The sequence below is a fragment of the Bradyrhizobium sp. USDA 4473 genome (genome assembly GCF_054063335.1).
In genome coordinates this window covers 1660821-1684991 of the sequence record NZ_JBSSGE010000001.1, presented here as the reverse complement: position 1 = coordinate 1684991, position 24171 = coordinate 1660821, and the positions used below count along the sequence as shown (strand labels likewise).

Annotated in this window: 22 protein-coding genes; 10 read left to right on the top strand and 12 right to left on the bottom strand. The window is 64.0% G+C overall.

The window, feature by feature from the left end:
* Positions 1-275: 275 nt before the first annotated feature.
* From leuS to holA, 3 genes are all read left to right on the top strand, one after another.
* On the top strand, positions 276-2900 hold the full coding sequence (leuS, locus tag ACVW17_RS07875) for a leucine--tRNA ligase (RefSeq protein WP_456751358.1): 2625 nt from the start codon (positions 276-278) through the stop codon (positions 2898-2900).
* Positions 2887-3444 (top strand): LPS assembly lipoprotein LptE, encoded by a 558-nt coding sequence (lptE, locus tag ACVW17_RS07870; protein ID WP_456751357.1) that lies wholly within the window; start codon positions 2887-2889, stop codon positions 3442-3444. Before leuS ends, lptE begins: the two co-directional genes overlap by 14 nt.
* A gap of 116 nt (positions 3445-3560) precedes the next feature.
* On the top strand, positions 3561-4592 hold the full coding sequence (holA, locus tag ACVW17_RS07865; RefSeq protein ID WP_456751356.1) for a DNA polymerase III subunit delta: 1032 nt from the start codon (positions 3561-3563) through the stop codon (positions 4590-4592).
* A 119-nt stretch (positions 4593-4711) separates the two neighbouring features.
* On the opposite strand, the gene ACVW17_RS07860 is transcribed toward holA, so the two are convergent.
* The 7 genes from ACVW17_RS07860 to hemJ all read right to left on the bottom strand — a co-directional run bounded on the left by ACVW17_RS07860 (position 4712) and on the right by hemJ (position 13086).
* Positions 4712-5602, bottom strand: coding sequence for a ParB/RepB/Spo0J family partition protein (locus tag ACVW17_RS07860; protein ID WP_456751355.1), 891 nt, complete (start codon positions 5600-5602; stop codon positions 4712-4714).
* A 144-nt stretch (positions 5603-5746) separates the two neighbouring features.
* Positions 5747-6598 carry a ParA family protein gene (locus ACVW17_RS07855; protein WP_456751354.1) on the bottom strand — a complete coding sequence of 284 codons (852 nt, stop codon included), beginning with the start codon at positions 6596-6598 and terminating at the stop codon, positions 5747-5749.
* 33 nt (positions 6599-6631) lie between these two features.
* On the bottom strand, positions 6632-7297 hold the full coding sequence (gene rsmG, locus ACVW17_RS07850; protein WP_456751353.1) for a 16S rRNA (guanine(527)-N(7))-methyltransferase RsmG: 666 nt from the start codon (positions 7295-7297) through the stop codon (positions 6632-6634).
* Between the two features lie 132 nt (positions 7298-7429).
* Positions 7430-9313, bottom strand: coding sequence for a tRNA uridine-5-carboxymethylaminomethyl(34) synthesis enzyme MnmG (mnmG, locus tag ACVW17_RS07845; RefSeq protein WP_456751352.1), 1884 nt, complete (start codon positions 9311-9313; stop codon positions 7430-7432).
* A 197-nt stretch (positions 9314-9510) separates the two neighbouring features.
* Positions 9511-10836, bottom strand: coding sequence for a tRNA uridine-5-carboxymethylaminomethyl(34) synthesis GTPase MnmE (mnmE, locus tag ACVW17_RS07840; protein ID WP_456751351.1), 1326 nt, complete (start codon positions 10834-10836; stop codon positions 9511-9513).
* 310 nt (positions 10837-11146) lie between these two features.
* The gene (gene rho / locus ACVW17_RS07835) at positions 11147-12412 is read right to left on the bottom strand and encodes a transcription termination factor Rho (protein WP_021078151.1); all 1266 of its coding nucleotides are present in this window, start codon (positions 12410-12412) and stop codon (positions 11147-11149) included.
* A gap of 251 nt (positions 12413-12663) precedes the next feature.
* A complete protein-coding gene (gene hemJ, locus ACVW17_RS07830; RefSeq protein WP_456756368.1) occupies positions 12664-13086 on the bottom strand; it encodes a protoporphyrinogen oxidase HemJ in 423 nt (140 codons plus the stop codon).
* A gap of 463 nt (positions 13087-13549) precedes the next feature.
* Between hemJ and ACVW17_RS07825 the strand changes: the two genes are divergently transcribed.
* Genes ACVW17_RS07825 through dnaQ form a run of 4 tightly spaced genes read left to right on the top strand, consistent with a single transcriptional unit; the run spans position 13550 to position 16400 of the window.
* Complete coding sequence (locus ACVW17_RS07825) at positions 13550-14386, top strand: pyruvate, water dikinase regulatory protein (protein ID WP_456751350.1); 837 nt, start codon at positions 13550-13552, stop codon at positions 14384-14386.
* A 10-nt stretch (positions 14387-14396) separates the two neighbouring features.
* Entirely contained in the window at positions 14397-15005 is a 609-nt protein-coding gene (locus ACVW17_RS07820) for a Maf family protein (protein WP_456751349.1), read from the top strand.
* Positions 15006-15049: 44 nt separating this feature from the next.
* Positions 15050-15649, top strand: coding sequence for a dephospho-CoA kinase (gene coaE / locus ACVW17_RS07815; RefSeq protein WP_456751348.1), 600 nt, complete (start codon positions 15050-15052; stop codon positions 15647-15649).
* Positions 15650-15677: 28 nt separating this feature from the next.
* Positions 15678-16400 carry a DNA polymerase III subunit epsilon gene (gene dnaQ / locus ACVW17_RS07810; protein WP_456751347.1) on the top strand — a complete coding sequence of 241 codons (723 nt, stop codon included), beginning with the start codon at positions 15678-15680 and terminating at the stop codon, positions 16398-16400.
* 150 nt (positions 16401-16550) lie between these two features.
* Here dnaQ and secB read toward each other — a convergent pair whose 3' ends face one another.
* On the bottom strand, positions 16551-17039 hold the full coding sequence (gene secB, locus ACVW17_RS07805) for a protein-export chaperone SecB (protein ID WP_456751346.1): 489 nt from the start codon (positions 17037-17039) through the stop codon (positions 16551-16553).
* A 421-nt stretch (positions 17040-17460) separates the two neighbouring features.
* Between secB and ACVW17_RS07800 the strand changes: the two genes are divergently transcribed.
* From ACVW17_RS07800 to ACVW17_RS07790, 3 genes are read left to right on the top strand one after another with little or no spacing between them, the layout of a single operon-like run.
* A complete protein-coding gene (locus tag ACVW17_RS07800; protein ID WP_456751345.1) occupies positions 17461-18165 on the top strand; it encodes a Tim44/TimA family putative adaptor protein in 705 nt (234 codons plus the stop codon).
* Positions 18143-19762, top strand: a complete 1620-nt coding sequence (gene mltA / locus ACVW17_RS07795; protein WP_456796998.1) for a murein transglycosylase A — start codon at positions 18143-18145, stop codon at positions 19760-19762. Before ACVW17_RS07800 ends, mltA begins: the two co-directional genes overlap by 23 nt.
* Positions 19759-20349: a Smr/MutS family protein gene (locus ACVW17_RS07790; RefSeq protein WP_456796997.1), complete on the top strand. Its 591-nt coding sequence runs from the start codon at positions 19759-19761 to the stop codon at positions 20347-20349. Before mltA ends, ACVW17_RS07790 begins: the two co-directional genes overlap by 4 nt.
* A 52-nt stretch (positions 20350-20401) precedes the next feature.
* On the opposite strand, the gene ACVW17_RS07785 is transcribed toward ACVW17_RS07790, so the two are convergent.
* From ACVW17_RS07785 to ACVW17_RS07770, 4 genes are all read right to left on the bottom strand, one after another.
* Positions 20402-21526, bottom strand: a complete 1125-nt coding sequence (locus tag ACVW17_RS07785; protein WP_456751342.1) for a hypothetical protein — start codon at positions 21524-21526, stop codon at positions 20402-20404.
* Between the two features lie 162 nt (positions 21527-21688).
* On the bottom strand, positions 21689-22993 hold the full coding sequence (gene hslU, locus ACVW17_RS07780) for an ATP-dependent protease ATPase subunit HslU (RefSeq protein ID WP_456751341.1): 1305 nt from the start codon (positions 22991-22993) through the stop codon (positions 21689-21691).
* Positions 22994-23091: 98 nt separating this feature from the next.
* On the bottom strand, positions 23092-23688 hold the full coding sequence (locus tag ACVW17_RS07775) for a DUF2585 domain-containing protein (RefSeq protein ID WP_456751340.1): 597 nt from the start codon (positions 23686-23688) through the stop codon (positions 23092-23094).
* Positions 23685-24170 carry a GNAT family N-acetyltransferase gene (locus ACVW17_RS07770; protein WP_456751339.1) on the bottom strand — a complete coding sequence of 162 codons (486 nt, stop codon included), beginning with the start codon at positions 24168-24170 and terminating at the stop codon, positions 23685-23687. The genes ACVW17_RS07775 and ACVW17_RS07770 overlap by 4 nt, the downstream gene beginning before the upstream one ends.
* Between the last annotated feature and the right edge of the window lies 1 nt (position 24171).

Here is a 24171-nt window from a genome sequence, read left to right as displayed (position 1 = left end):
CCGGCTCGACCGGGCGATCCAATATTCCGGAGGCGGCCGTAACTGAGCCGATGGGCCGCGGCGTACTGGGTCACCCGGTCAAGCCGGGTGACGACACCCAGCAGGTTCCTGACGGGGTGCCCAACCCAGCCAACCCCCAACGCACTCCGACGGCGAGCCATGAGTATTTGCCAGCCCCCAAGCCGTTGACCCCATGGGCGTTTTTGTGGCCTAGTCCGCCGTCCCCGGATGGGACCCGAAAATCACCCGAAGCCACCCCGAATTCCTGCGATTTCATGACCGCCGAACGCTACAACGCCCGTGAATCCGAGCCCCGCTGGCAAGCCATTTGGGACGAAAAGGCGATCTTCGCCTCCAAGAACGACGATCCGCGGCCGAAATACTACGTGCTCGAGATGTTTCCCTACCCGTCGGGGCGCATCCATATCGGCCATGTCCGCAATTACACGCTGGGCGACGTGCTGGCGCGATTCATGCGCGCCAAGGGCTTCAACGTGCTGCACCCGATGGGCTGGGATGCGTTCGGCCTGCCGGCGGAGAATGCCGCGATCGAGCGCAAGGTGGCGCCGAAGGCCTGGACCTACGACAACATCGCCGCGATGAAGAAGCAGCTCAAGTCGATCGGGCTGTCGCTCGACTGGAGCAGAGAGTTCGCGACCTGCGACCCCAGCTACTACAAGCATCAGCAGAAGATGTTTTTGGACATGCTGGCTGCCGGCCTCGCCGAGCGCGAGAAGCGCAAGCTGAACTGGGACCCGGTCGACATGACCGTACTCGCCAACGAGCAGGTGATCGACGGCCGCGGCTGGCGCTCGGGCGCCGTTGTTGAACAACGGGAAATGAGCCAGTGGGTGTTCAAGATCACCAAGTACTCGCAGGAGCTCCTGGACGCGCTGGATGGTCTCGACCGCTGGCCCGACAAGGTGCGTCTGATGCAGCGCAACTGGATCGGACGCTCCGAGGGCCTGTTGATCCGCTTCGCGCTGGATCCGGCGACCACGCCGGCGGGCGAGAGTGAGCTGAAGATCTTCACCACGCGGCCGGACACGCTGTTCGGCGCCAAGTTCATGGCGATCTCGGCGGATCATCCGTTGGCGCAGGCGGCTGCGGCGAAGAACCCCAAGCTCGCCGAGTTCATCGCCGACATCAAGAAGATCGGCACCGCGCAGTCGATCATCGACACCGCCGAGAAGCAGGGTTTCGACACCGGCATCAAGGCGGTGCATCCGTTCGACCCGAACTGGAAGCTGCCGGTCTATGTCGCCAACTTCGTGCTGATGGAATACGGCACCGGTGCGATCTTCGGCTGCCCGGCCCACGACCAGCGCGACCTCGACTTCGTCAACAAGTACAATCTCGGCAACACGCCGGTGGTCTGCCCCGAAGGCCAGGACCCAAAGACGTTCGTCATTACTGACGTCGCCTATGACGGCGACGGCCGGATGATCAATTCGCGCTTCCTCGACGGCATGACGATCGACGAGGCCAAGGAAGACGTCGCGAAACGCCTGGAAAGCGAAGTCCGCGGCAATGCGCCGGTCGGCGAGCGGCAGGTGAATTTCCGGCTGCGCGACTGGGGCATTTCACGGCAGCGCTATTGGGGCTGCCCGATCCCGGTGATCCACTGCCCGACCTGCGACGTGGTGCCGGTGCCCGACGACCAGCTGCCGGTGACGCTGCCGGAGGATGTCTCGTTCGACAGGCCGGGCAACGCGCTCGATCACCATCCGACCTGGAAGCACGTCAGCTGCCCGAAGTGCGGGGCTAAGGCGGTGCGCGAAACCGACACGATGGACACCTTCGTGGACTCGTCCTGGTACTTCGCGCGCTTCACCGATCCCTGGAACAAGGATGCGCCGACCACGCTTGCGGTCGCCAACCGGATGATGCCGGTCGACCAGTACATCGGCGGCGTCGAGCACGCGATCCTGCATCTGCTGTACAGCCGCTTCTTCACCCGCGCGATGAAGGCGACCGGCCACATCGACATGTCGGAGCCGTTCGCCGGCATGTTCACCCAGGGCATGGTGGTGCACGAGACCTACCAGAAGGCCGATGGCGCCTGGGTCACCCCGGCCGAGGTGAAGATCGAGGTTGATGGTAACGCCCGCCGCGCGGTGCTGCTGGCGACCGGCGAGGACATCGAGATCGGCCCGATCGAGAAGATGTCGAAGTCGAAGAAGAACACCGTCGACCCCGACGACATCATCGCAAGCTACGGCGCCGACGTGGCGCGCTGGTTCATGCTGTCGGACTCGCCGCCGGATCGCGACGTGATCTGGAGCGACGAGCGCGTGCAGGGCGCCGCCCGCTTCGTGCAGCGGCTGTGGCGGCTGGTCAACGAATCGGCCGAGATCGCCAAGCTGGCACCGGCGGCGCGACCGGGCACCTTCGGGCCCGAAGCGCTGGCGCTGCGCAAGGCCGCCCATGGCGCGCTCGACAAGGTGTCGTCCGGAATCGAGCGGCTGCATTTCAACGTGTGTCTCGCCCATATCCGCGAATTCGCCAACGCGCTGGCCGAGGTGCTGGCGAAAGGCGACACGCCGGCGCCGGACGTCGCCTGGGCGGTCAAGGAAGCCGCGGCCATCCTGGTCCAGCTGTTCTCGCCGATGATGCCGCATCTGGCGGAGGAGTGCTGGATGGTTCTGGGCCAGCAAGGGCTGGTTTCCGAGGCCGATTGGCCGCAAATCGAACGCGATTTGTTGGTCGAAGACAGCGTGACCCTGGTCGTTCAGGTCAACGGTAAAAAGCGAGGTGATGTTACCGTGCCACGGACGGCGCAAAATGCGGATATAGAGGCTGCCGTTTTGGCGCTCGATGCGGTAAAAGCCGCACTGGGCGGCAAACCCGTCCGCAAGGTGATCGTGGTGCCCATGAGGATCGTCAATGTTGTCGGCTAGGATTGGGATCGCCGCCCGGCTTGTAGCCGTGGCCGCCTTGGCCGCGCTGACGGCCGGATGCTTCCAGCCGATGTATGCCGAGCGCACCCTCGACGGTCAGTCGTCCGCCCTGCGCGAAAAGCTGCTGGGCGTCGAGGTTCCGCCGGTCGACAAGCCGAACGCCTCGCGCGAGGCCCGGGTCGGCGTCGAGGTTCGCAACGCCCTCGCCTTCAAGCTCTACGGCAATGCCACCGGCGCGCCGCCGACGCACCGGCTGGTGTTGCGCTTCACCACCAGCCGCTCCTCGCTGATGATCGACCCGACCACCGCGCTGCCGACCAGCGAGAACTATGGCATCGACGCCCAGTTCAACCTGGTCGAGATCGCATCAAACAAGTCGGTCATGACCGGCACCACGTTCTCGCGCGTGTCCTATGACATGCCGGGCTCCTACCAGCGCTATGCCCGCGCCCGCGCCTTCCGCGATGCCGAGGACCGCGCCGCGCAGGAGATCGCCGACAACATCCAGACCCGGCTCGCCTCGTTCTTCTCCAGCGGAACCTGAGGCACCGACGTCATTCCGGGGCACGCCAGCGGCGCGAACCCGGAATCTCGATCCATCATCTCCAGATTCCGGGTTCGCCTCTGACGAGGCGCCCCGGAATGACAGCACAAGGCTAGATGGTCGCACTTCGCGGAAAAGAGATCGACACCTTCCTCGCCCGGCCTGATGCCGGCCGACCGATCATCCTGCTTTACGGCCCGGACCTGGGCCTGGTGCGCGAGCGCGCCGACGCGCTGATGGCCTCGGCCGTCGACGATCCCAACGATCCGTTTTCGCTGGTGCGGCTCGACGGCGACGAGCTCGCCGCCGAACCGTCGCGGCTGGTCGACGAAGCGATGACGGTGCCGCTGTTCGGCGGCCGCCGCGCCATCCGCGTCCGCGCCGGCTCGCGCAATTTTTCGAGCGGCGTCGAGACGCTGACCGGGACCACAGCCCTGAAGGATTGCCGCATCGTGATCGAGGCCGGCGAGCTCCGGCCGGAATCGCCGCTGCGCAAGATCTGCGAGCGGGCCAAGAACGCGGTGGCGATCGGCTGCTATCCCGACACCGAACGCGACTTGACCAAGCTGATCGAGGATGAGCTGCGGCTGTCGAACCTGCGGCTCGCGAACGATGCCCGCGCGGTGCTGATGTCGCTGCTCGGCGGCGACCGCATGGCTTCGCGCAACGAGCTGCGCAAGCTCGCGCTGTACGCGCACGGTAAGGGCGAGATCACGCTCGACGACGTCATGACCGTGGTCTCCGACGCCTCCGAGCTGAAGCTCGATCCGATCGTCGACGGCGCGTTCGCCGGCAATGCCGCGCTGGTCGAGAGCGAGTTCACCAAGGCGATGGTCGCCGGCACCTATCCCGGCGTGATCATCTCGGCCGCACAGCGCCAGGCCGCATGGCTGCACAAATCGGCGCTGGCGATCGCGGACGGCACGCCGGCATCGGCCGTGCTCGAAGGCGGTTTCCCGCGGCTGCATTTCTCGCGCAAGCCGGCGGTCGAGATCGCGCTGCGCAATTTCACGCCGCCGCGGCTGGTGAACATCATCGACCAGCTCGCCACCGCCGCGCTCGACATGCGCAAGCAGGCCCCCCTCGCCGCCGTGATCGCACAGCGTGCGCTGCTGGCCATCGCGGTGAATGCGAAACGGCGGGGGTAGCCGAATTTTCCCGCCTCGTCATTGCGAGGAGCGAACGCGACGAAGCAATCCATTGCACAGCATATGCCGCACCATGGATTGCTTCGCTTCGCTCGCAATGACGGAAAGAGCCCTACGAACTAACCGCCCTCGAGCCGCCGCACCACCTCGTCGAGCTGCTCGAGGTTGCGGTAGTTGATCTGGACGGTGCCGCCGGGATCGCGGTGGCTGACGGTGACGGCGAGGCCGAGCGCATCGCTGACGCGCTTCTCCAGCGCCAGCGTGTCGGCGTCCTTGTCGACCTTGGGCGCGCTGCCCGCTCGCACCTTCTGCGGCTTGCGCTCCGGCACGCCCTCCTCATGCGCCAGCGCCTCGGCCTGGCGGACGTTGAGACCCTCGGCGACGATGCGCTTCGCGGTGGTGAGCGGATCCGGCACGCCGATCAGCGCGCGGGCGTGGCCGGCGGACAGATCGCCCTTCGAGATCAGCGCCTGCACCTCGGCCGGCAGCTTGGTCAGCCGCATCATGTTGGCGACGTGGCTGCGGCTCTTGCCGACGATCTTGGCGATGTCTTCCTGGCTGCGCTTGAACTCGTCGGCGAGCGAATGGTAGCCCAGAGCCTCTTCCATCGCGTTAAGATCTTCGCGCTGCACGTTCTCGATGATCATGATCTCGAGCGCGTCGGAATCAGAGACCTCGACCGGCACGATCGGCACTTCATGCAGGCCGGCCAGCTGCGAGGCGCGCCAGCGGCGTTCGCCGGCGATGATCTCAAAGCGGTCCTGCGCGCCCTTGATCGCGCGCACCACGATCGGCTGGATAACGCCGCGCGCCTTGATCGAATCGGCGAGCTCGCCGAGCTCGGCATCGGCGAAGCTCCGCCGCGGATTGCGCGGGTTGGGCTTGAGGAATTCGATCGGCACCTTGCGCTGGTTGCGCGGCCGCTCGACATGCGCGGCCGCCTCGCCGCCGACGTCTCCGATCAGGCTTGCCAGCCCGCGCCCCAGTCGCGAACGCGCTTCATCGGCCATTGTTGCGAGCTCCCTTGGATTCACGCGCAGTACTCCAGACTTGAATTTCAGAATCGTAGGATGGGTAGAGCGCAGCGAAACCCATCACTCTCGTTGCGTGCCGCGATGGGTATCGCTTCGCTCCACCCATCCTACGCATCGCTGTCAATGCGCGCGCAGCTCGCGCTCACGCTGGATCACTTCCGTGGCGAGCTTGAGATACGCATCGCTGCCGGCGCATTTCAGATCGTAGACCAAGACCGGCTTGCCGTAGGACGGCGCTTCCGAGATGCGCACATTGCGCGGGATCATGGTGTCGTACACCTTGTTGCCCATGAACTGGCGCACGTCGGCAACCACCTGGTTGGAGAGGTTGTTGCGCGAGTCGAACATGGTCAGCACGATGCCGTGGATCGACAGCGTCGGATTGAGCGTCGAACGCACCTGCTCCACGGTCTGCAGCAATTGCGACAGACCTTCGAGCGCAAAGAACTCGCATTGCAGCGGCACCAGGATCGCGTCCGACGCGGCCATCGCATTCACGGTCAGCAGATTGAGCGAGGGCGGGCAGTCGATCAGCACATAGGTGTAGTCCGAGTCGGGCGAGACGTTGTTGTTCAGCCCGGCGATCGCATCGCGCAGCCGGAAGGCGCGGCCCGGCGTGGTGCCGAGCTCGAGCTCGAGACCGGAGAGATCCATGGTGGAGGCAGCGATATGCAGCCGCGGCACCGCGGTCGCGACCACCGCATCGCGCAGTGGCGCTTCGCCGATCAAGACGTCGTAGGTCGAGCAGTTGCGGCTGCGGCGATCGATGCCGAGGCCGGTCGAGGCGTTGCCCTGCGGATCGAGATCGACGATCAGGACGCGCTCGCCGATCGCGGCGAGTGCGGTACCAAGATTAATCGCTGTGGTTGTTTTGCCGACGCCGCCCTTCTGGTTGGCGAGCGACAGGATGCGCGGCTGGCCGGGCGGCTGCGACGTCCTATCTTCTTGATAAACCTCGTCCATCACAGTCATACCAAAATACCGTTTACTCTCGCGGAGTCCCCTTTAGCGCCGCTCGATTGATCCGAGTTCGACGATCCAGCCTTGTCCGCCGGTCCGGCTGGAGTGTAGCTTTGGCTCAATATTCCAATATTTAGTGGCCTCGGTCAATTCGGCCTCTACATCTTGACCCTTCAAAAACAGCGCCTTGGCGCCCTTTTTGACCCACGGCTCGGCAAAGCCGATCAGTTGATGTAACGGAGCCAGCGCCCGCGCGGTGACGCAATCGATCGGGCCGGCGATTCTATCCACAGTATCCCCGATGTCAGCCAGATGCACCGTCCCGGGAGATGCCGTGACGCGAATCGCCTCGCGCAAGAATGCGGCCTTCTTGGCGATTCGTTCAACCAGATGGATAGATGCGCCCGGCGTCTCGGCCAGAGTGCAGGCGAGCACGACGCCCGGGAAGCCGCCGCCGCTGCCGAGATCGACCCAGGACTTTGCCGCCGGCGCGAGGCTCAGGAGCTGCAGCGAATCGGAGATGTGGCGGGTCCAGAGGTTGGGCAGCGTCGAAGGCGCAACGAGATTGGTCTTGGCCTGCCATTCCAGGAGGAGCGCGACGTAGCGATCGAGCCGCGCCTCTGTTTCACGTGAAACAGGAGTTAGCGAGAGCGCCGCCGCCTTGTCCTTAGGGGAGACGGTAAGTTCGGCGGATTGTGGAGCTGGAGCCATTCTCGGAAACGCCGGTCGAGCTCGCCGTTGCGGGCGAAGCGAAGCAATCCATCGTGCCACCCGCGGAAGCGATGGATTGCTTCGTCGCTTCCGCTCCTCGCCATGACGAGGCCGCCCGTTTCACGTGAAACGTCAGGCGCTCGCCTTGGCTGATTTTCGCCGCGCCTCGCGCCGCAGATAGGCGGCCAGAATGCCCAGCGCCGCTGGCGTCATGCCATCGATCCGGCCCGCCTGCCCGACCGTCCGCGGCTGCGCTTTCTGCAGCTTGGCGCGCGCCTCGTTCGAGAGACCGGGCACGTCGGCATATTCGACATCGGTCAGGACCAGCCCCTCGTCGCGCCGGAAGGCGTCGACATCAGCGGTCTGGCGCTTCAGATAGACGTCGTACTTGGCATCGATCTCGAGATGCACCGCGATTGCGGGGTCAATCGCCGACAGCTCCGGCCAGATCGCCTGGACCATTGACCACTCGATCTCCGGATAAGCCAGCAATTCAAAGGCGGAGCGGCGATGGCCGTCGCGATTGAGCGCGAGGCCGTGCTTGGCGGCTTCATTCGGCGTGATCGCGAGCGACTTCGCCATGGTCTTGGCCGCGTCCAGTGCCGCCATCTTGATCCGGTGGCGCTCCGCGCGGGCCGATCCGACGCCTCCGAGCGCGATGCCCTTGTCGGTCAGCCGCTGATCGGCATTGTCGGCCCGCAGGGTCAGCCGATACTCGGCGCGCGAGGTGAACATGCGGTAGGGCTCGGTGATCCCGCGGGTCACGAGGTCGTCGATCATCACGCCGAGATAGCCGTCAGCGCGGTCGAACACGATCGGATCGGCATCGCCAGCAAGCAGTGCGGCGTTGAGCCCGGCGACGATGCCCTGCCCCGCCGCTTCCTCATAGCCCGTGGTGCCGTTGATCTGACCGGCCAGGAAAAGCCCGCGCAGACGCTTGGTCTGCAAGGTCGGATCCAGCTCCCTGGGATCGACATGGTCATATTCGATCGCATAGCCCGGCCGGACCATCTTCACCCGCTCGAGGCCCGGAATACTGGCCAAGATCGCGAGCTGGACCTCCTCTGGGAGTGAGGTCGAGATACCGTTCGGGTAGACCGTGGTGTCGTCGAGCCCTTCCGGCTCAAGGAAGATTTGGTGGCCGTCGCGGTCACCGAAACGGACGATCTTGTCCTCGATCGAGGGACAATAGCGGGGTCCGGAGCTCTTGATCTGGCCAGAATACATCGGCGAGCGATGCACATTGGCCCGGATCACCTCATGGGTGGCCGGTGTGGTCCGGGTGATGCCGCACTGGATCTGCGGGGTCGTGATCCGGTCGGTCATGACCGAAAACGGCTCCGGAGGCTCGTCTCCGGGCTGCATTTCGACCGCGGACCAGTCGATCGTGCTGCCGTCCAGGCGCGGCGGCGTCCCGGTCTTGAGCCGGCCGAGCACAAAGCCCGCCCGCTCGAACGAGTTGGACAGGCCCATGGCCGGTGCCTCACCGACCCGGCCCGCCGGCCAGTTCTTCTCGCCCAGATGGATCAAACCACGAAGGAAGGTGCCGGTCGTGATCACAACCGCACCGGCAGCTAGCTGACGGCCGTCACCCAGACGAATGCCGGTCACGCGGCCATCGACCACGATCAACTCATCCGCCTCGCCCTCAATGACGCGGAGGTTCGCGGTCTCAGTGATGGCGGCCTGCATTGCCGCCGCATAGAGCTTGCGATCGGCCTGGGCCCGCGGGCCACGGACCGCCGGACCCTTGCGGCGGTTGAGCATGCGGAACTGGATGCCGCCGGCATCGGCGACCCGGCCCATCAAACCATCCAGCGCGTCGACTTCGCGGACCAGATGGCCCTTGCCGAGGCCACCGATGGCGGGATTGCAGGACATTGCGCCGATGGTCGCAAAACGATGGGTCACCAGGGCGGTGTTCGCGCCCATCCGGGCGGACGCGCTCGCGGCCTCGCAGCCGGCGTGGCCGCCGCCGATGACGATGACGTCGAATGAGTCTGCCCTGAAAGTCATGGCGGGACTTCTATCGTGGAGTGATGAAAGGCGGAAGAACGAAGTAGGGTCTGCCTAAAGGGGAGACCGACCATTCAAGACGAATATGGACCGGTTCTTCTCGCTCGCAATGCCGGACTGTGGCTGTTTCACGTGAAACGGGAGAGTTCCTTAAACAGCTCGAAACCATGTTTCACGTGAAACAGCTGCGTGTCGGCTCACTTCCCGACGCAGAACTCGCGGAAGATGACGTCCAAGATGTCCTCGACGTCGACCCGGCCGAGCAGACGGCCGAGTGACATTGCCGCCCTGCGGAGTTCCTCCGCCGCCAGCTCCTCGCCCCGCCCGACCACCTCGATACTGCGCCGAAGCGACTCGACCGTCTCCTCAAGCAATCCGCGTTGCCGGGTCCGGCTGATCAAGCCGCCCTCGCTGGTCGCGAAATAGTCGTGCGCAAAGCCGACCAGCGCGGCAATCAGTTCGGAGAGGCCGTCGCCGCGGGCCGCCGAGATCCGGAATTCGGGATAATTGCCACCTTCGCCCGCCGGAGTCCTGACCAAGTCGATCTTGTTTCGCACCAGCCAGGTCGGCGTGGTGCCACCCTGCCCAATCTTCGCGCCGCCGCTGTCGGCGAGCCACAGCACGAGATCGGCTTCGGCGGCACGAACCCGAGCGCGGCGGACACCCTCCTGCTCCACAGGATCGCTGGTCTCGCGGATCCCGGCGGTGTCGATCACCGTGACGGGATAGCCGTCGAGATCGAGCTGCACCTCGATCACGTCGCGGGTCGTGCCGGCATGCGGTGAAACGATCGCGACCTCGCGCTTCGCGAGCTGATTGATCAGGGTCGATTTGCCGACATTCGGCGGACCGGCGATCGCGACCACCAGGCCGTCGCGCAGCCGTTCGCTTTGCCCCTGCCCCGCAAGCACCTGCTTGATCTCGTCGTGCAACGCCCGGACCTTCTCGAGCGCCGGCGCGATCAGCTCCGCCGGCACATCGCCTTCATCGGAGAAATCGATGCCGGCCTCGATCAGCGCCGACGCCGCGATGATCCGCTCGCGCCAGTCACGCGCACGATCGCCGAGTAACCCCTTCAGCTGGCGCAGCGCCTGGCGCCGCTGGCGGTCGGTGTCGGCGTGAATCAGATCGTCGAGACCTTCGGCCTCGGTCAGGTCGAGCTTGCCGTTCTCGAATGCCCGCCGGGTGAACTCGCCCGGTTCGGCCGGCCGCACATTCTCGAACGCCGCGATGGCGTCGAACATCGCCGACAGCACCGCACGTCCGCCATGGACATGAAACTCGGCCACGTCTTCGCCGGTGGCGCTCGCCGAGCCGGGGAACCACAACACGACAGCATCGTCGATCGGCTGATGGTTTGAATCATGGAGCAACGCGCGGGTCGCCTTCCGCGGCGTCGGCATCTTGCCCGCCAGTCCTTCAATGACCGATGCGGCCATTGGGCCAGACAGCCTGACAATGGCGATCGCACTCGGCGGACGTCCGGAGGACAATGCGAAGATGGTCTGATCGCGCGGATGCATCGCCTATCTTCCAAAGCAAACCGGCAAAGGCAATGCCTTCCACCTCGCACACCTGAGCACAATGCTGCAGTGCAGTATGTCGATAATCAGATACAGCAACCGCGCAGCAATCTTGCTGCAAAAAAGAGTGAGTCTGCCTATGACGCAGGATTATAATTCTGAATTACATCAATAAGTTAAACGAAAATTCCACGAGCGCCGCCAGCCTAATTCGTGTTGCACTTTGCTGCAGCAAATCCGCAGCATGAAAAAGGCGCCCCGTTTGTGCGGAGCGCCCTATTCGTTTCGGCCTCGCTATTTGTCCGCGGCCTCAGGTGTTCATGGAATCGAAGAATTCCGAATTGCTCTTCGTGTTCCGGAGCTTGTCGAGCAGGAAGTCGATCGCGTCCATGGTGCCCATCGGATTGAGGATGCGGCGTAGGACATACATCTTCTTCAGCACCTGCGGATCGGTGATCAGCTCCTCCTTGCGGGTACCGGAGCGGGCGATGTCGATCGCCGGGAAGGTCCGTTTGTCCGAGACCTTGCGGTCGAGGATCAGTTCGGAGTTACCGGTGCCCTTGAACTCTTCGAAGATGACTTCGTCCATGCGGCTGCCGGTATCGACCAGCGCGGTCGCGATGATGGTCAGCGAACCTCCCTCCTCGATGTTACGCGCGGCACCGAAGAAGCGCTTCGGGCGCTGCAACGCGTTGGCGTCGACACCGCCGGTCAGCACCTTGCCGGATGACGGCACGACGGTGTTGTAGGCGCGGCCGAGGCGGGTGATCGAATCCAGCAGGATCACGACGTCGCGGCCGTGCTCGACCAGGCGCTTGGCCTTCTCGATCACCATCTCGGCAACCTGGACGTGACGCACGGCAGGCTCGTCGAAGGTCGACGACACCACCTCACCCTTCACCGAGCGCTGCATGTCCGTGACTTCTTCCGGACGCTCGTCGATCAGCAGCACGATCAGATAGCAGTCGGGATGATTGGCGGTGATCGAGTGCGCGATGTTCTGCATCAGCACCGTCTTGCCGGTGCGCGGCGGCGCCACGATCAGCGCGCGCTGGCCCTTGCCGATGGGCGCGACGATATCGATCACGCGGGCAGACAGGTCTTTCTTGGTGGAATCCTCAAGCTCCATGCGGAAACGCTGATTCGGAAACAGCGGCGTGAGGTTGTCGAAATTGACCTTGTGCTTCGACTTTTCCGGATCTTCGAAATTGAGTGTATTGACCTTCAGCAGCGCGAAATAGCGTTCGCCTTCCTTCGGGCTGCGAATATGGCCTTCGATCGTATCGCCGGTGCGCAGGCCGAAACGGCGGATCTGCGACGGCGAAACGTAGATGTCGTCGGGGCCCGGCAAATAGTTCGCGTCGGGCGAACGAAGAAAGCCGAAGCCGTCGGACAGCACCTCGACAACGCCTTCACCGATAATGTCGGTCTCGGCGATCGCGAGCTGCTTGAGAATTGCGAACATCAGCTCCTGCTTGCGCATGGTGCTGGCATTCTCGACCCCATTCTCTTCCGCGAACGAGACGAGCTCGGCCGGCGTTTTCGATTTGAGGTCCTGGAGTTTGATTTCCCGCATCGGGGTCGTCCTGTGAGGAAGTAAGTAGGGAAGGGTGCGAGGTGGCTCTGGAAAAAGCGGACGCCATAGGAAGGTCCGCAGGTCTCAGCCAGGAAAGTGCCGTTTGGGCTTTCAAACCTGATGCGGCGCCGGCCCGAAAAGAACCGGAACGCGACCACATCCGCCTGCGTGGGGTGGGATAAAACCTATATAGAAAATCGATCCGTCCTTCGCAAGAAGGAGTGAAGCATGCGTCTTGGGCATCGCAAAGTCTAGAACGGCTTCACGACCACCATGATGACGATCAGGATCATCAAAACTGTCGGCACCTCGTTGATAATACGATAAAATTTCTGGCTTCGCTGATTCCGGTCGGCGGCGAAATCCTTCACGCAGCGAGACAAAAAGCCGTGGATACCCGACATGATCAGCACCAGCGTAAATTTGACGTGAAACCAGCCGGAAAGGTACCAGTGTCCGGCCCAGACCAGATAAAGCCCGGCGAGCCAGGTCACGATCATCGCGGGATTGATGATCGCTTTCAAAAGTCGGCGCTCCATGACCTTGAAGGTCTCGGATTGCTTCGAGCCGGCCTCGGCCTCGCAATGATAGACGAACAGCCGCGGCAGATAGAGCATGCCCGCCATCCAGGAGATGACGGCAATGATGTGCAGCGCCTTGATCCAGTCATACAACATCGCAGCGATGCCTTTCAGGGAACAGCTCGGCAGGGAACAGTCGGACCGCCTCGGCGTCGCGGACAAAGCTCCGCAAGCGAGGGACGGATACATATCCGCACACACGGCTCTCCTAAACCTAATTAATTTTAGAATCTAAGGTTTGAGTCTTAATGGCGGTGAATTTGACTCATGCAATGCGGTCCAGCGGCTTTCGCGGGCTTGTTCACATCCCTCAACATTCCGGCAGGCGAGGGCGGATATCCGGAATCCGCCGCTCGGCTCAATCGGTTGCGCAGCTCTGTGGCCAGCTTATGAAGAGACAAATCCACATCGGTTCACTATCATCCTGGCCATGATGCCGACTTATCCTTTCACGGGGTGCTGTGAAGAAAGGGATGAGATATTCACGGGCCGGGCGGCGGACCCGGATTCTTGTCCTCGACCTCCACAGGGATTCACAGGATAGACAGGGGCTCTGGTGCCGACGACTTCCAACTATTTCCACCTCCATCTGGTGTCCGACTCGACCGGCGAGACGCTGATAACAGTGGCGCGCGCGGTCGCCGCGCAATACGCCAACGTGACCGCGGTCGAGCATGTCTATCCGCTGGTGCGCAGCCAGAAGCAGCTCGACCGGGTGCTCGACGAGATCGAGGAATCGCCCGGCATCGTGCTGTTCACGCTGCTGGAGAAGGACCTGGTCGGCCGGCTCGAGGGTAAGTGCAAGGAAATCAACGTGCCGAGCCTGTCGATCATCGGGCCGGTGATGCAATTGTTCGAGGCGTATCTGGGCGCCGCGACGACCGGTCGCGTCGGTGCGCAGCACGTGCTGAACGCGGAATATTTCAGCCGGATCGACGCGCTGAACTACACGATGATCCATGACGACGGTCAGCATGTCGAAGGCCTCGAGGACGCCGATATCGTCCTGGTGGGCGTGTCCCGGACCTCGAAGACGCCGACCTCGATCTATCTTGCCAACCGCGGCATCAGGACTGCGAATGTGCCGCTGGTGCCTGGCATTCCCTTGCCGCACCAGCTCGAGACCTTGAAGAAGCCGCTCGTGGTCAGCCTGCATGCGACGCCGGAACGATTGATCCAGGTCCGGCAGAACCGCCTGCTCACCATGGGCGACCGCGACAACGACACCTACATCGACAAGCAGGCGGTGGCCGACGAGGTCGCGTTTGCCCGGCGCCTCAGCGCGAAGTTCAATTGGGCCCTGCTCGACGTGACGCGTCGCTCGATCGAGGAGACGGCGGCCGCGATCATGAAGCTCTACAACGACCGCCAGCGCGCCCGGCCGTCGGAATGATCGCCGCGTCATGAGCATCTGGCGCGGACCACAGAAACTCATTCTGGCATCGCAAAGCCGGGCGCGAAGGATGCTGCTGGAAAACGCCGGCCTCGATTGCGAGGCGCTGCCGGCGGATATCGACGAGCGCGCGGTGCAGAAGAATTCCGGCCTCTCCGCGCCCGGCGAGATCGCTTCGCTTTTGGCGCGCGAGAAGGCGCTGTTCATATCCAGGCATAAGCCCGCTCAATACGTGGTCGGCGCAGATCAAACGCTGGCGCTTGGCCAGCGGATGTTCAGCAAGCCGGCCGGCCGCGCACAGGCTGCCGAGCAGCTCGGTCTGCTTGCCGGACAAACCCACGAACTGCATTCCGCCGTCGCGGTCGCGCGTGACGGGAAAGTCTTATTCAACGACGTCAGCGTGGCTCGCATGACCATGCGGCGGCTCGCCGCCGGCGAAATCGAGGCCTATCTCGACCAGGCCGGCCAGGCGGTGACGACCAGCGTCGGCGCCTACCAGCTCGAGGGCCTCGGCGTGCACCTGTTCGAGCGGATCGAAGGCGACCATTTCACGATCCTCGGCCTGCCGCTATTGTCACTGCTCGCATTCCTGCGCCGCGAGAAGCTGCTCGCGGTGTGAGATGCGAAGGCGAGGCGACGAGATACTGAACCGATGTTGATGACATGTTGATTGTTGGACTGACCGGCTCGATCGGGATGGGGAAATCCACCACGGCCAAATTGTTCATGGAGGCCGGCGTGCCGGTGTACGATGCCGATGCGGCCGTGCATCAGCTCTACGAGGGTGAAGCCGCACCGGCGATAGAGGCCGCGTTTCCCGGCACCACTACGGGCGGCAAGGTCGATCGCGCCAAGCTGTCGGCGCGCGTGGTTCACGATCCCGCGGCGATGAAGCAGCTTGAGCAGATCGTGCATCCGATGCTCGGCGCATCGCGGCAGAAATTCTTCGCCGACGCGGAAGCCGCAGGCAATCCGATCGTCATTCTCGACATCCCGCTGCTGTTCGAGACCGGCGGCGAGAAGCGTGTCGATGCCGTCGTCGTCGTCACCACCTCGCCGGAACTGCAGCGCGAACGCGTGCTGGCCCGCGGCACCATGGATGCGGCGAAACTCGACGCCATCATCGCCAAGCAGATGCCGGATGCCGAAAAGCGCAAGCGCGCCGATTTCATAGTGGATACCTCGCACGGACTTGATCCGGTGCGGGCGCGCATCCGCGACATTCTGGCCGAGGTTGTTAAGATGCCGAAGCGGCGCGTCTGATTCGCCGTCTTCCGGATTCCCTCACGTCATGCGCGAAATCGTTCTCGATACCGAAACCACTGGCCTCGATCCGCTGCGCGGCGACCGGCTGGTCGAGATCGGCTGCGTCGAGATCTTCAACCGCATGCCGACCGGGCTGACCTACCACGTCTACATCAATCCCGAGCGCGACATGCCGTTGGAAGCGTTCAACGTCCATGGGCTGTCGACCGAGTTCCTGGCGTCCAAGCCGCTGTTCACCGAAGTGGTCGATGAGTTCCTGGCCTTCATCGGCGACACGCCGTTGGTGATCCACAACGCCTCGTTCGACATCAGCTTCATCAATGCCGAGCTCGACCGCATCAAGCGGAAGGCGATCCCGAAGGATCGGCTGGTCGATACGCTGCTGCTGGCGCGGCGCAAGCATCCCGGCGTGTCGAATCGGCTCGATGATCTCTGCTCGCGCTATCAGATCGACAATTCCAGACGCACCAAGCACGGCGCCTTGCTCGACGCCGAGCTGCTGGCCGAGGTCTATATCGATCTGATCGGGGCGCGGCAGTCGCAGCTCATCCTGGCGTCCGAAACATCGGATGCGCGCGCCGGCAGCTATGGTGATACGCCGCGCCGGCAGCGCGAGACGGCCCTGGTGGCGCGGGTCAGCGACGCGGATCGCGAAGCCCACCGGGCGTTCGTCGCCACGCTCGGCGACAAGCCGATCTGGAACGACTATTTGCCGCCGCCGGCGCCTGCCGAAGCCCCGGCGGCTTAAATCTTACCCGTCATCCTGAGGAGCCGCGCAGCGGCGTCTCGAAGGATGAATCGGCCCGGCTGGTGGCCGTCGATCCTTCGAGACGCCTGCTTCGCAGGCTCCTCAGGATGACGGCTCACAGGTCCGGGTGACGCTATCTCGAACTGCGGTTCAGCTCGGCTTGACGCCGGAGGCGGCCTGAGCGGCGGCCTGGCGCTCCATGTTCTGGCGGTAGAGGCCGACGAAATCGACCGGATCGAGCAGCAAGGGCGGGAAGCCGCCGTCGCGGACCGAGGTTGCGACGATCTCGCGCGCGAACGGGAACAGCAGTCGCGGGCACTCGATCATGACCAGCGGGTGCAGGTTCTCCTTCGGCACGTTCACGATCCGGAAGACGCCGGCATAGGCGAGGTCGAAGCTGAACATCACCTTGCCCGCGGTCTCGGCCTTGCCCTCGATCGAGAGGATCACCTCGTACTCGTTCTCCGACAGGTTGTTGGCGGAGACGTTGATCTGGATGTTGATCGCCGGCTGTTGCTGCTGCTGGCCGAGCGAGGCCGGCGCATTCGGGTTCTCGAACGACAGGTCCTTGGTGTACTGCGCCAGAACGTTGAGCTGGGGAGCGGCCTGTTCGACGGGCGCGCCGTTGCCATTGGTCATGAAAATGTCTCCTGGAGCGGCGCTCGGGACAGGATGTCCGACGGCACGCGTTAAGGTGTTGGGAATGCCGATTCCGGGCGAGTGGCTATCATAGGCCCGGCTCGGTCCACAAGGACGACGAGCAAGCGCGAGGCGGTGCGGCTGCGGCCAAAGCTTTGGCGATCGGCGCGCGAGCGCTACTCCGCCCAACCTCTTAACAGCTTCCTAAATTATTGAAGATGCGCGATTTCCGGGAAGGAACGGGTTTCCCCCCGGGGTTAAAACGCGCTACACTTGCCCGTGCCAAAAAGCGCCATTGGCCGGGCATAGTTTCGTGCCTACATGCTGCGGACTCACTCGGCGATGTAATCTCTGCCGTTCCCGACCGGGAACGCTTTGATGCCCGGCCCGTTGCCGGCAGAGACCAGAAAGCGAATTCGACGTGGATATCTACACCATCATCTTCCTGGCGCTGGCCGTGTTTATCTTCCTGCGCCTGCGCAGCGTTCTCGGGCAGCGCACGGGAAGCGAGCGACCGCCATATGATCGTGCAGCACCTAACGTCCTGCAGCGCGGCCAGGATAACAACGTCGTGCCGATCCCGGGATCGGTGATCGATCAGCCGGCCCCGGCCGCAACAGCCGAGCCGGTCGAGCCCACGGAGCGCTGGAAGGGCATCGCCGAGCCCGGGACGCCGCTGGCGCAGGGTCTCGACGCGGTGGCCGCCCAGGACTCCTCGTTCGACCCGCGACATTTCCTCTCAGGCGCCCGCTCGGCCTATGAGATGATCGTGCTGGCTTTCGCCAATGGCGACCGCCGCGCGCTGCGCGACCTGCTGTCGAGCGAGGTCTATGAGAGCTTCGAGGCCGCGATCAAGGATCGCGAGAAGCACGAGCAGAAGACCGAGACCCGGTTTGTCTCGATTGACAAGGCCGAGATCGTCAGCGCGGAGACGCGCGATCGCTCGATCCAGCTCACCGTCCGCTTCGTGTCGCAGATGATCTCGGTCACGCGCGACAAGGCCGGAACCATCGTCGACGGCAGCCCGGACAAGGTCGCCGACATCACCGACATCTGGACATTCGCCCGCGACTCGACTTCCCGCGATCCGAACTGGAAGCTGGTTGGCACTGGAAGCGCTCACTAAACATCTCAGCTACGGGCGCCTCGCGATCGCGTGCTGTGCGCTCGCTGTCCTGTGCTCCACGGCGGCGATCGCCGCGCGCTACAGGACGAGCCGGCACGCTGCGCCACGGCACGAGCAATCCCACCCGATACCCTATCCCAATCTGGAATTGCCGCTGCAGGTCAGCGGCAGCCAGTATGAGCCGCTGACCTGGCCCAATGTCTCCGGCTGGAACGACGACGATCATCTCGCCGCCTACAACGCGTTTCGTGCCAGCTGCAAGCCGATCGCGGCGCAACAGGGGGCGCCCGCAGACTCAAAGGCGCTGGGAAGCTCGCTGCGGGATCCCTGCCGGATCGCCAAGCGGCTCGTGCTCAGCGACGGCGGCAAGGCGAAGGAATTCTTCGAGCAGAATTTCGTGCCGCTGCGCATCTCGCGGCTCGGTGAGGAGGCCGGTTTCGTCACCGGTTATTACGAGCCGGTGCTCGACGGCTCGCGGACCCAGACCGACGTCTACAATGTTCCGGTCTATCGCCGGCCGTCCAACCTGTTCGTGCGCGGCAAGACGCAAGCTTCCGTCGGCCTGCCCAACAGCGGCCCGGTGTATCGCAAGATCGGCCGGCGCAAGCTCGTGCCCTATTACGACCGCGCCCAGATCGAGGACGGCGCGATCGCCGGCCGCGGGCTCGAGATCTGCTGGCTGAAGAGCCAGACCGATCTGTTGTTCGCCCAGATCCAGGGCTCGGCGCGGATCAAGCTCGAGGACGGCACCACGCTGCGCATCAATTACGATGCGCATAATGGCTATCCCTATACGCCGGTCGGACGCGTCCTGATCGACCGCGGCATCATCCCGAAGGAGCAGATGTCGATGCAGAAGATCAGGGAATGGATGGAGCAGAACCCCGACGGCGCCAACGAGGTGCGGCGGCAGAACCGCGCTTACGTGTTCTTCCGCGAGGTGCCGCTGTCCGACAAGGACGAGGCTGTCGGCGCGCAGGGCGTGCCGCTGACGCCGGGCCGCTCGATCGCGGTCGACAAGGCGCTGCATGTCTACGGCACGCCGTTCTTCATCGCCGGCGAACTGCCGATCGACTCGGAACAGTCGAAGACGCCGTTCCACCGGCTGATGATCGCGCAGGATACGGGATCTGCGATCGTCGGCCCGGCGCGCGCCGATCTCTATTTCGGGGCCGGCGCCGATGCCGGAAAGGTCTCGGGCCGGCTGCGGCACAATATGCAGTTCGTGATGCTGGTGCCGAGGGGTCTCGATCCGGTCGCGCGCGGCCACAAGCTGCCGATCCCGGAGGAGCGGCCATCGGCCCGGATCGCAAAGCTGTTTCCGCAGACCGATCCGCTGAAGGACAAGGCGGCGGCGAAGCCTGCGGATGTGCCGACGTCCGGTATTGCCAAGAGCACGGCGAAAGACGCCGGCACTAGCGTCGCCAAGAAGCCGGCCGCGAGGGATGCCGCGCCCGCAGCGCCTCAGGCGTCGACCCCTGTCGCGCAGGCGGCGCCTGTGGCAGAACCGGTGCCGTTGCCGGTCGCCCGGCCCGACATTCCGCAGCAACCGGAGAAGCGGCGCTACAGGCGCTATCGCCATCACCGCGAGCAATGAAACGACCCGCGCCGATCCCCGATCTGTCCGTTCCGTCGCGACGGAAACGTGCGCTGAGCGAGGAGGAGCGTGCGCTCTGGGAGACCGTGGCCAAGCAGGTCAAGCCGCTGCGCAAGAAGCCGGCCGCTCCGAAGGCTCCTGCCGCGACCTCCGAGTCCGCCGCCCATCACGCGCCAGCAAAGCCTATCCCGGTCAAGCCAGTCACGTCAGTCAAGCCCGCGCCGGCGCCGCGTCCGCAGATGCCGCCGCTTGCACCGATCGGCCGCCGCGATCGCACAAAACTGTCGCGCGGCCGGCAGGAGATCGATGCGCGGCTCGATCTGCACGGCATGACGCAGATGCGGGCGCATCGGGTGCTGTTCGCCTTCCTGCAGCGCGCGCACTCCGATGGGCTCACCTTCGTGCTCGTGATTACGGGCAAGGGCAAGGTCGGGGGACTGGATTCCGAACGCGGCGTGTTGCGCCGCCAGGTGCCGGAATGGCTCAGCCTGCCGGAATTCCGTTCGCTGGTCGTCGGCTTCGAGGAAGCGCATATCGGCCATGGCGGCGAGGGCGCACTCTACGTGCGCGTCCGGCGCGCACGCTGAGCATGATCCGGAAAAGTTTGCAGCGGTTTTCCGATAAAGATCATGCTCAAAACTAAAATGGTCGTACGATCCCGACGCGCGGGATCAGCGTGATGATCCAGCCGAGGATTGTCGTCTTGCGATCGTCCGCCGGGACCACCGGCACGTCCTTCGACGCCGGCAGCATCTTCACGGCGTGCAGCATCAGGAACATGCAGACCGCCCAGTTCGAGATCCAGCGCGAATAGTCGAACACGGTCGCGAACATCACGACATAGCCGGTGCTGATCATCATCAGTGCGGCGAACACGATCCGGCGATGCAGCCCACTCGCGAGCGCCTCGATCAGCCGCGCGAAATAGCGCCACAGCGGCGTGTGCAGCCAGATCAGCAGCGCGAACACCGGCACGCCCAGGATATTCGAGGGCATCCGCGCCCAGGTATCGGCGAACTCCTTCGACAGCGGCTGGTACCAGATGTATCCGAACTGAAGCAGATCGGTGCGTGACGGATCGGCCATCCGGCTCTGCAGATGGCGGATGAATTCGTCATAGGGTACGTCGACCGTGCCCGCGAACTGCGCGACCAGAAACAGGATGCCGACGGCCGCGAGCGAGCCGATGCCCAAAATGATGTTTCGCGGCGTCGCGCCTTGCACGAGGTAGAAGCGCAGCACCACGATCGCTGCGATGGTCGGCACATACATCAGGACGAAGATGTGGTGGACCAGGATCAGCACGATCGAGAACAGCGCCGCAATCAGCACGTAGATGACCGAGCGTGCCGGGATCAGCAACAGCACGATCGCCAATGCACAGCCATAAATGTCGAAATGGCCGAGCGTGTGCATGAAGTTCTTCAGGAAGAACGGCGAGCTCGCGATGAAGACGAACAGCGGCCAATGTGTATCGTTAAAGCCGAATGTGCGCTGAAACAGCTTGATGAACAGTCCGAGCGTCAGCAGCCAGATCGCGCCGGCCATCCCGAACACCAGCCACACCGGCACCTTGTCGGTGAACAGCGAAACGATGGCGCCAACCAGCGCGCGCTTGGTGAAGCCGTAGTGATAGTCGACGAGGAGATGGATGTAGGGGACGAAGGGCGGCAGCGCGATCTTGTGCAGGAACACCCCGACCAGCACGGCCGCATTGACGGCCAGCATCAAGCGCCAGGGGTTTTGCCAGATTTGCAGACTCATCGGTCGCCCACTCTCGTCGTTCCGGGCAAGCGAAGCGCGACCCGGGACCCATAACCACCGAAGGAAGTTCTAAGGGGAATGTCGGCCCGAGTCTTGGTCACCGCGGGGATCGGTGGTTATGGGTTCCGGCCTTCGCCGGGACGACGATCTTAGCTGCTACGCCTACAAGATAAACCGGCTCAGATCGGCGTTCTTGGCGAGGTCGCCGACATGCTTGGTCACGTAGTCGGCGTCGACCTGGATGGTCTCGCCATGGCGGTCGGGGGCGGTGAAGGAGATGTCGTCCAGCACCCGCTCCATCACGGTCTGGAGCCGCCGCGCGCCGATGTTCTCGACGGTGGAATTGACCGCGACCGCAACGTCGGCCAGCGCGTCGATCGCGCCGTCGGTGATGTCGAGCGTCACGCCCTCGGTCTTCATCAGCGCCACATATTGCTTGATCAGCGACGCCTCCGGCTCGGTCAGGATCCGGCGCATGTCGTCGCGGGTCAGCGCCTGCAGCTCGACGCGGATCGGCAGGCGGCCTTGCAATTCGGGCAGCAGGTCCGACGGCTTGGCGATATGGAAGGCGCCCGAGGCGATGAACAGAATGTGGTCGGTCTTGACCGCGCCGTGCTTGGTCGAGACCGTGGTGCCTTCGATCAGCGGCAGCAAATCGCGCTGCACGCCCTCGCGGGAGACGTCACCGCCGGCGCGGTTCTCGCGCACGCAGATCTTGTCGATCTCGTCGAGGAAGACGATGCCGTTGTTCTCGACCGCGCTGATCGCCTCCTGCACCAGCTGATCGGTGTCGAGCAGCTTGTCGGATTCCTCGTTGACGAGGATCTCGTGCGAGCCTTCCACGGTCAGCCGGCGCGTCTTGCTGCGGCCGCCCATCTTGCCGAAGATGTCGCCGAGCGAGATCGCGCCCATCTGGGCGCCGGGCATGCCGGGGATTTCGAACATTGGCATGCCGCTATTGCCGGACTGCGTCTCGATCTCGATTTCCTTGTCGTTGAGCTCGCCGGCGCGCAGCTTCTTGCGGAACGACTCGCGCGTCGCGGGGCTCGATCCGGGGCCGACCAGCGCATCCAGCACCCGCTCCTCGGCGGCGAGCTGGGCACGGGCCTGGACGTCCTTGCGCTTGCGCTCGCGGGTCTGCGCGATCGCGACTTCGACGAGATCGCGGACGATCTGCTCGACGTCGCGGCCGACATAGCCGACCTCGGTGAACTTGGTGGCTTCGACCTTGAGGAACGGCGCGCCGGCGAGCTTGGCCAGCCGCCGCGCGATCTCGGTCTTGCCGACGCCGGTCGGCCCGATCATGAGGATGTTCTTGGGCAGAACCTCCTCGCGCAGGGAACCGGCAAGCTGCAGCCGGCGCCAGCGGTTGCGCAGCGCGATTGACACGGCGCGCTTGGCGTCGGCCTGGCCAACGATGAAGCGGTCAAGCTCGGAAACGATTTCACGGGGGGAGAAGTCGGTCATTGGCTCTAGCTAGGTTGAAATCGCGCTCTCGGCAAGCGGCAGGCTGCTGCCAGGCATGATCCGGAAAGGTGGGCACCGGTTTTCCGGCAAATCATGCCCTAAAGGATCGGCGGCCCGGCCTGCCACTGCCTGATCGCCTCGAACGGATGGATCAGCATGATGATATTCAGTGTCAGATTGTCGCGAATGTGGAGCAGCATCACGATTTCGAACACAACGCCGAGCCCGATCGTTGCCGCGATTGCAAGCTTGCGCGCCAGCAGGAAGCCGAGAACCATCGCCAGCGTATCCGACACCGAATTGACGATGGTGTCGCCATAATAATCGAGCGAGATCGTGCCGGCGCGATAGCGCTCGATGATCCAGTTGGAGTTCTCGACGAGCTCCCAGCTGCCCTCGATCAGCATCGCGACAATCAGCCGCCCCGGCCAGGCGAGCCGCGGCAGCAGGAGGAAAGTCAGCCCATAAAGCAGCAGGCCGTGCACGATGTGCGACAGCGTATACCAGTCGGCGATGTGCTGCGAATTCTCCGAGCTCTGAACCGTCCCGTGCCAAAGCTTGACATAGCCGCAGGCGCAGATCGGCAAGCGACCCATCGCGTACAGCAGGGCTGCTTGCAGCGCGAGCAGCGCGGCCGCGATCGCGGACCATTGCCACGCTGAAACGCCGGCTGCGGATTTGGGTGCGGGTGTCATTCGTCACGGATCATCAGCAGCGCCCGCCCGTCGGGCGTATCGACCATTCCGGCCTCTCGAAAGCCTGCTTTCGCATAGGCGCGCACCGCCCGTGCATTGGCCGGATCGGGATCGGTGACGATGCGCGGCGCGCCCTGCGCCAGCCGTTGCTCGGCAAAGGCACGGATCAGCGCCGAGCCGTGGCCGCCAGCCACCATGTCCGGTTCGCCGATGAAGAGATCGATGCCGCGAGTCCCCTCCGGCTGGGCGCCGAAGCCGGCATTCCAGGCCGTCAGGTCGTAGCACTGGATGTAGCCGAAATCGGACGCATCGGTTGCGACGATGAACTGATCCATTGCGGGCTCGTTGAGGTCACCACTCACGAGCGCGTATTGCTCGGCCGGATCGCCCCACCATTCCCGGACATGCGGCAACGCCAGCCAGCGCTTGATCTGCGGCAGATCGGCCGTCGTCATGGCGCGGAAATGATAGGGGGCGGCCACG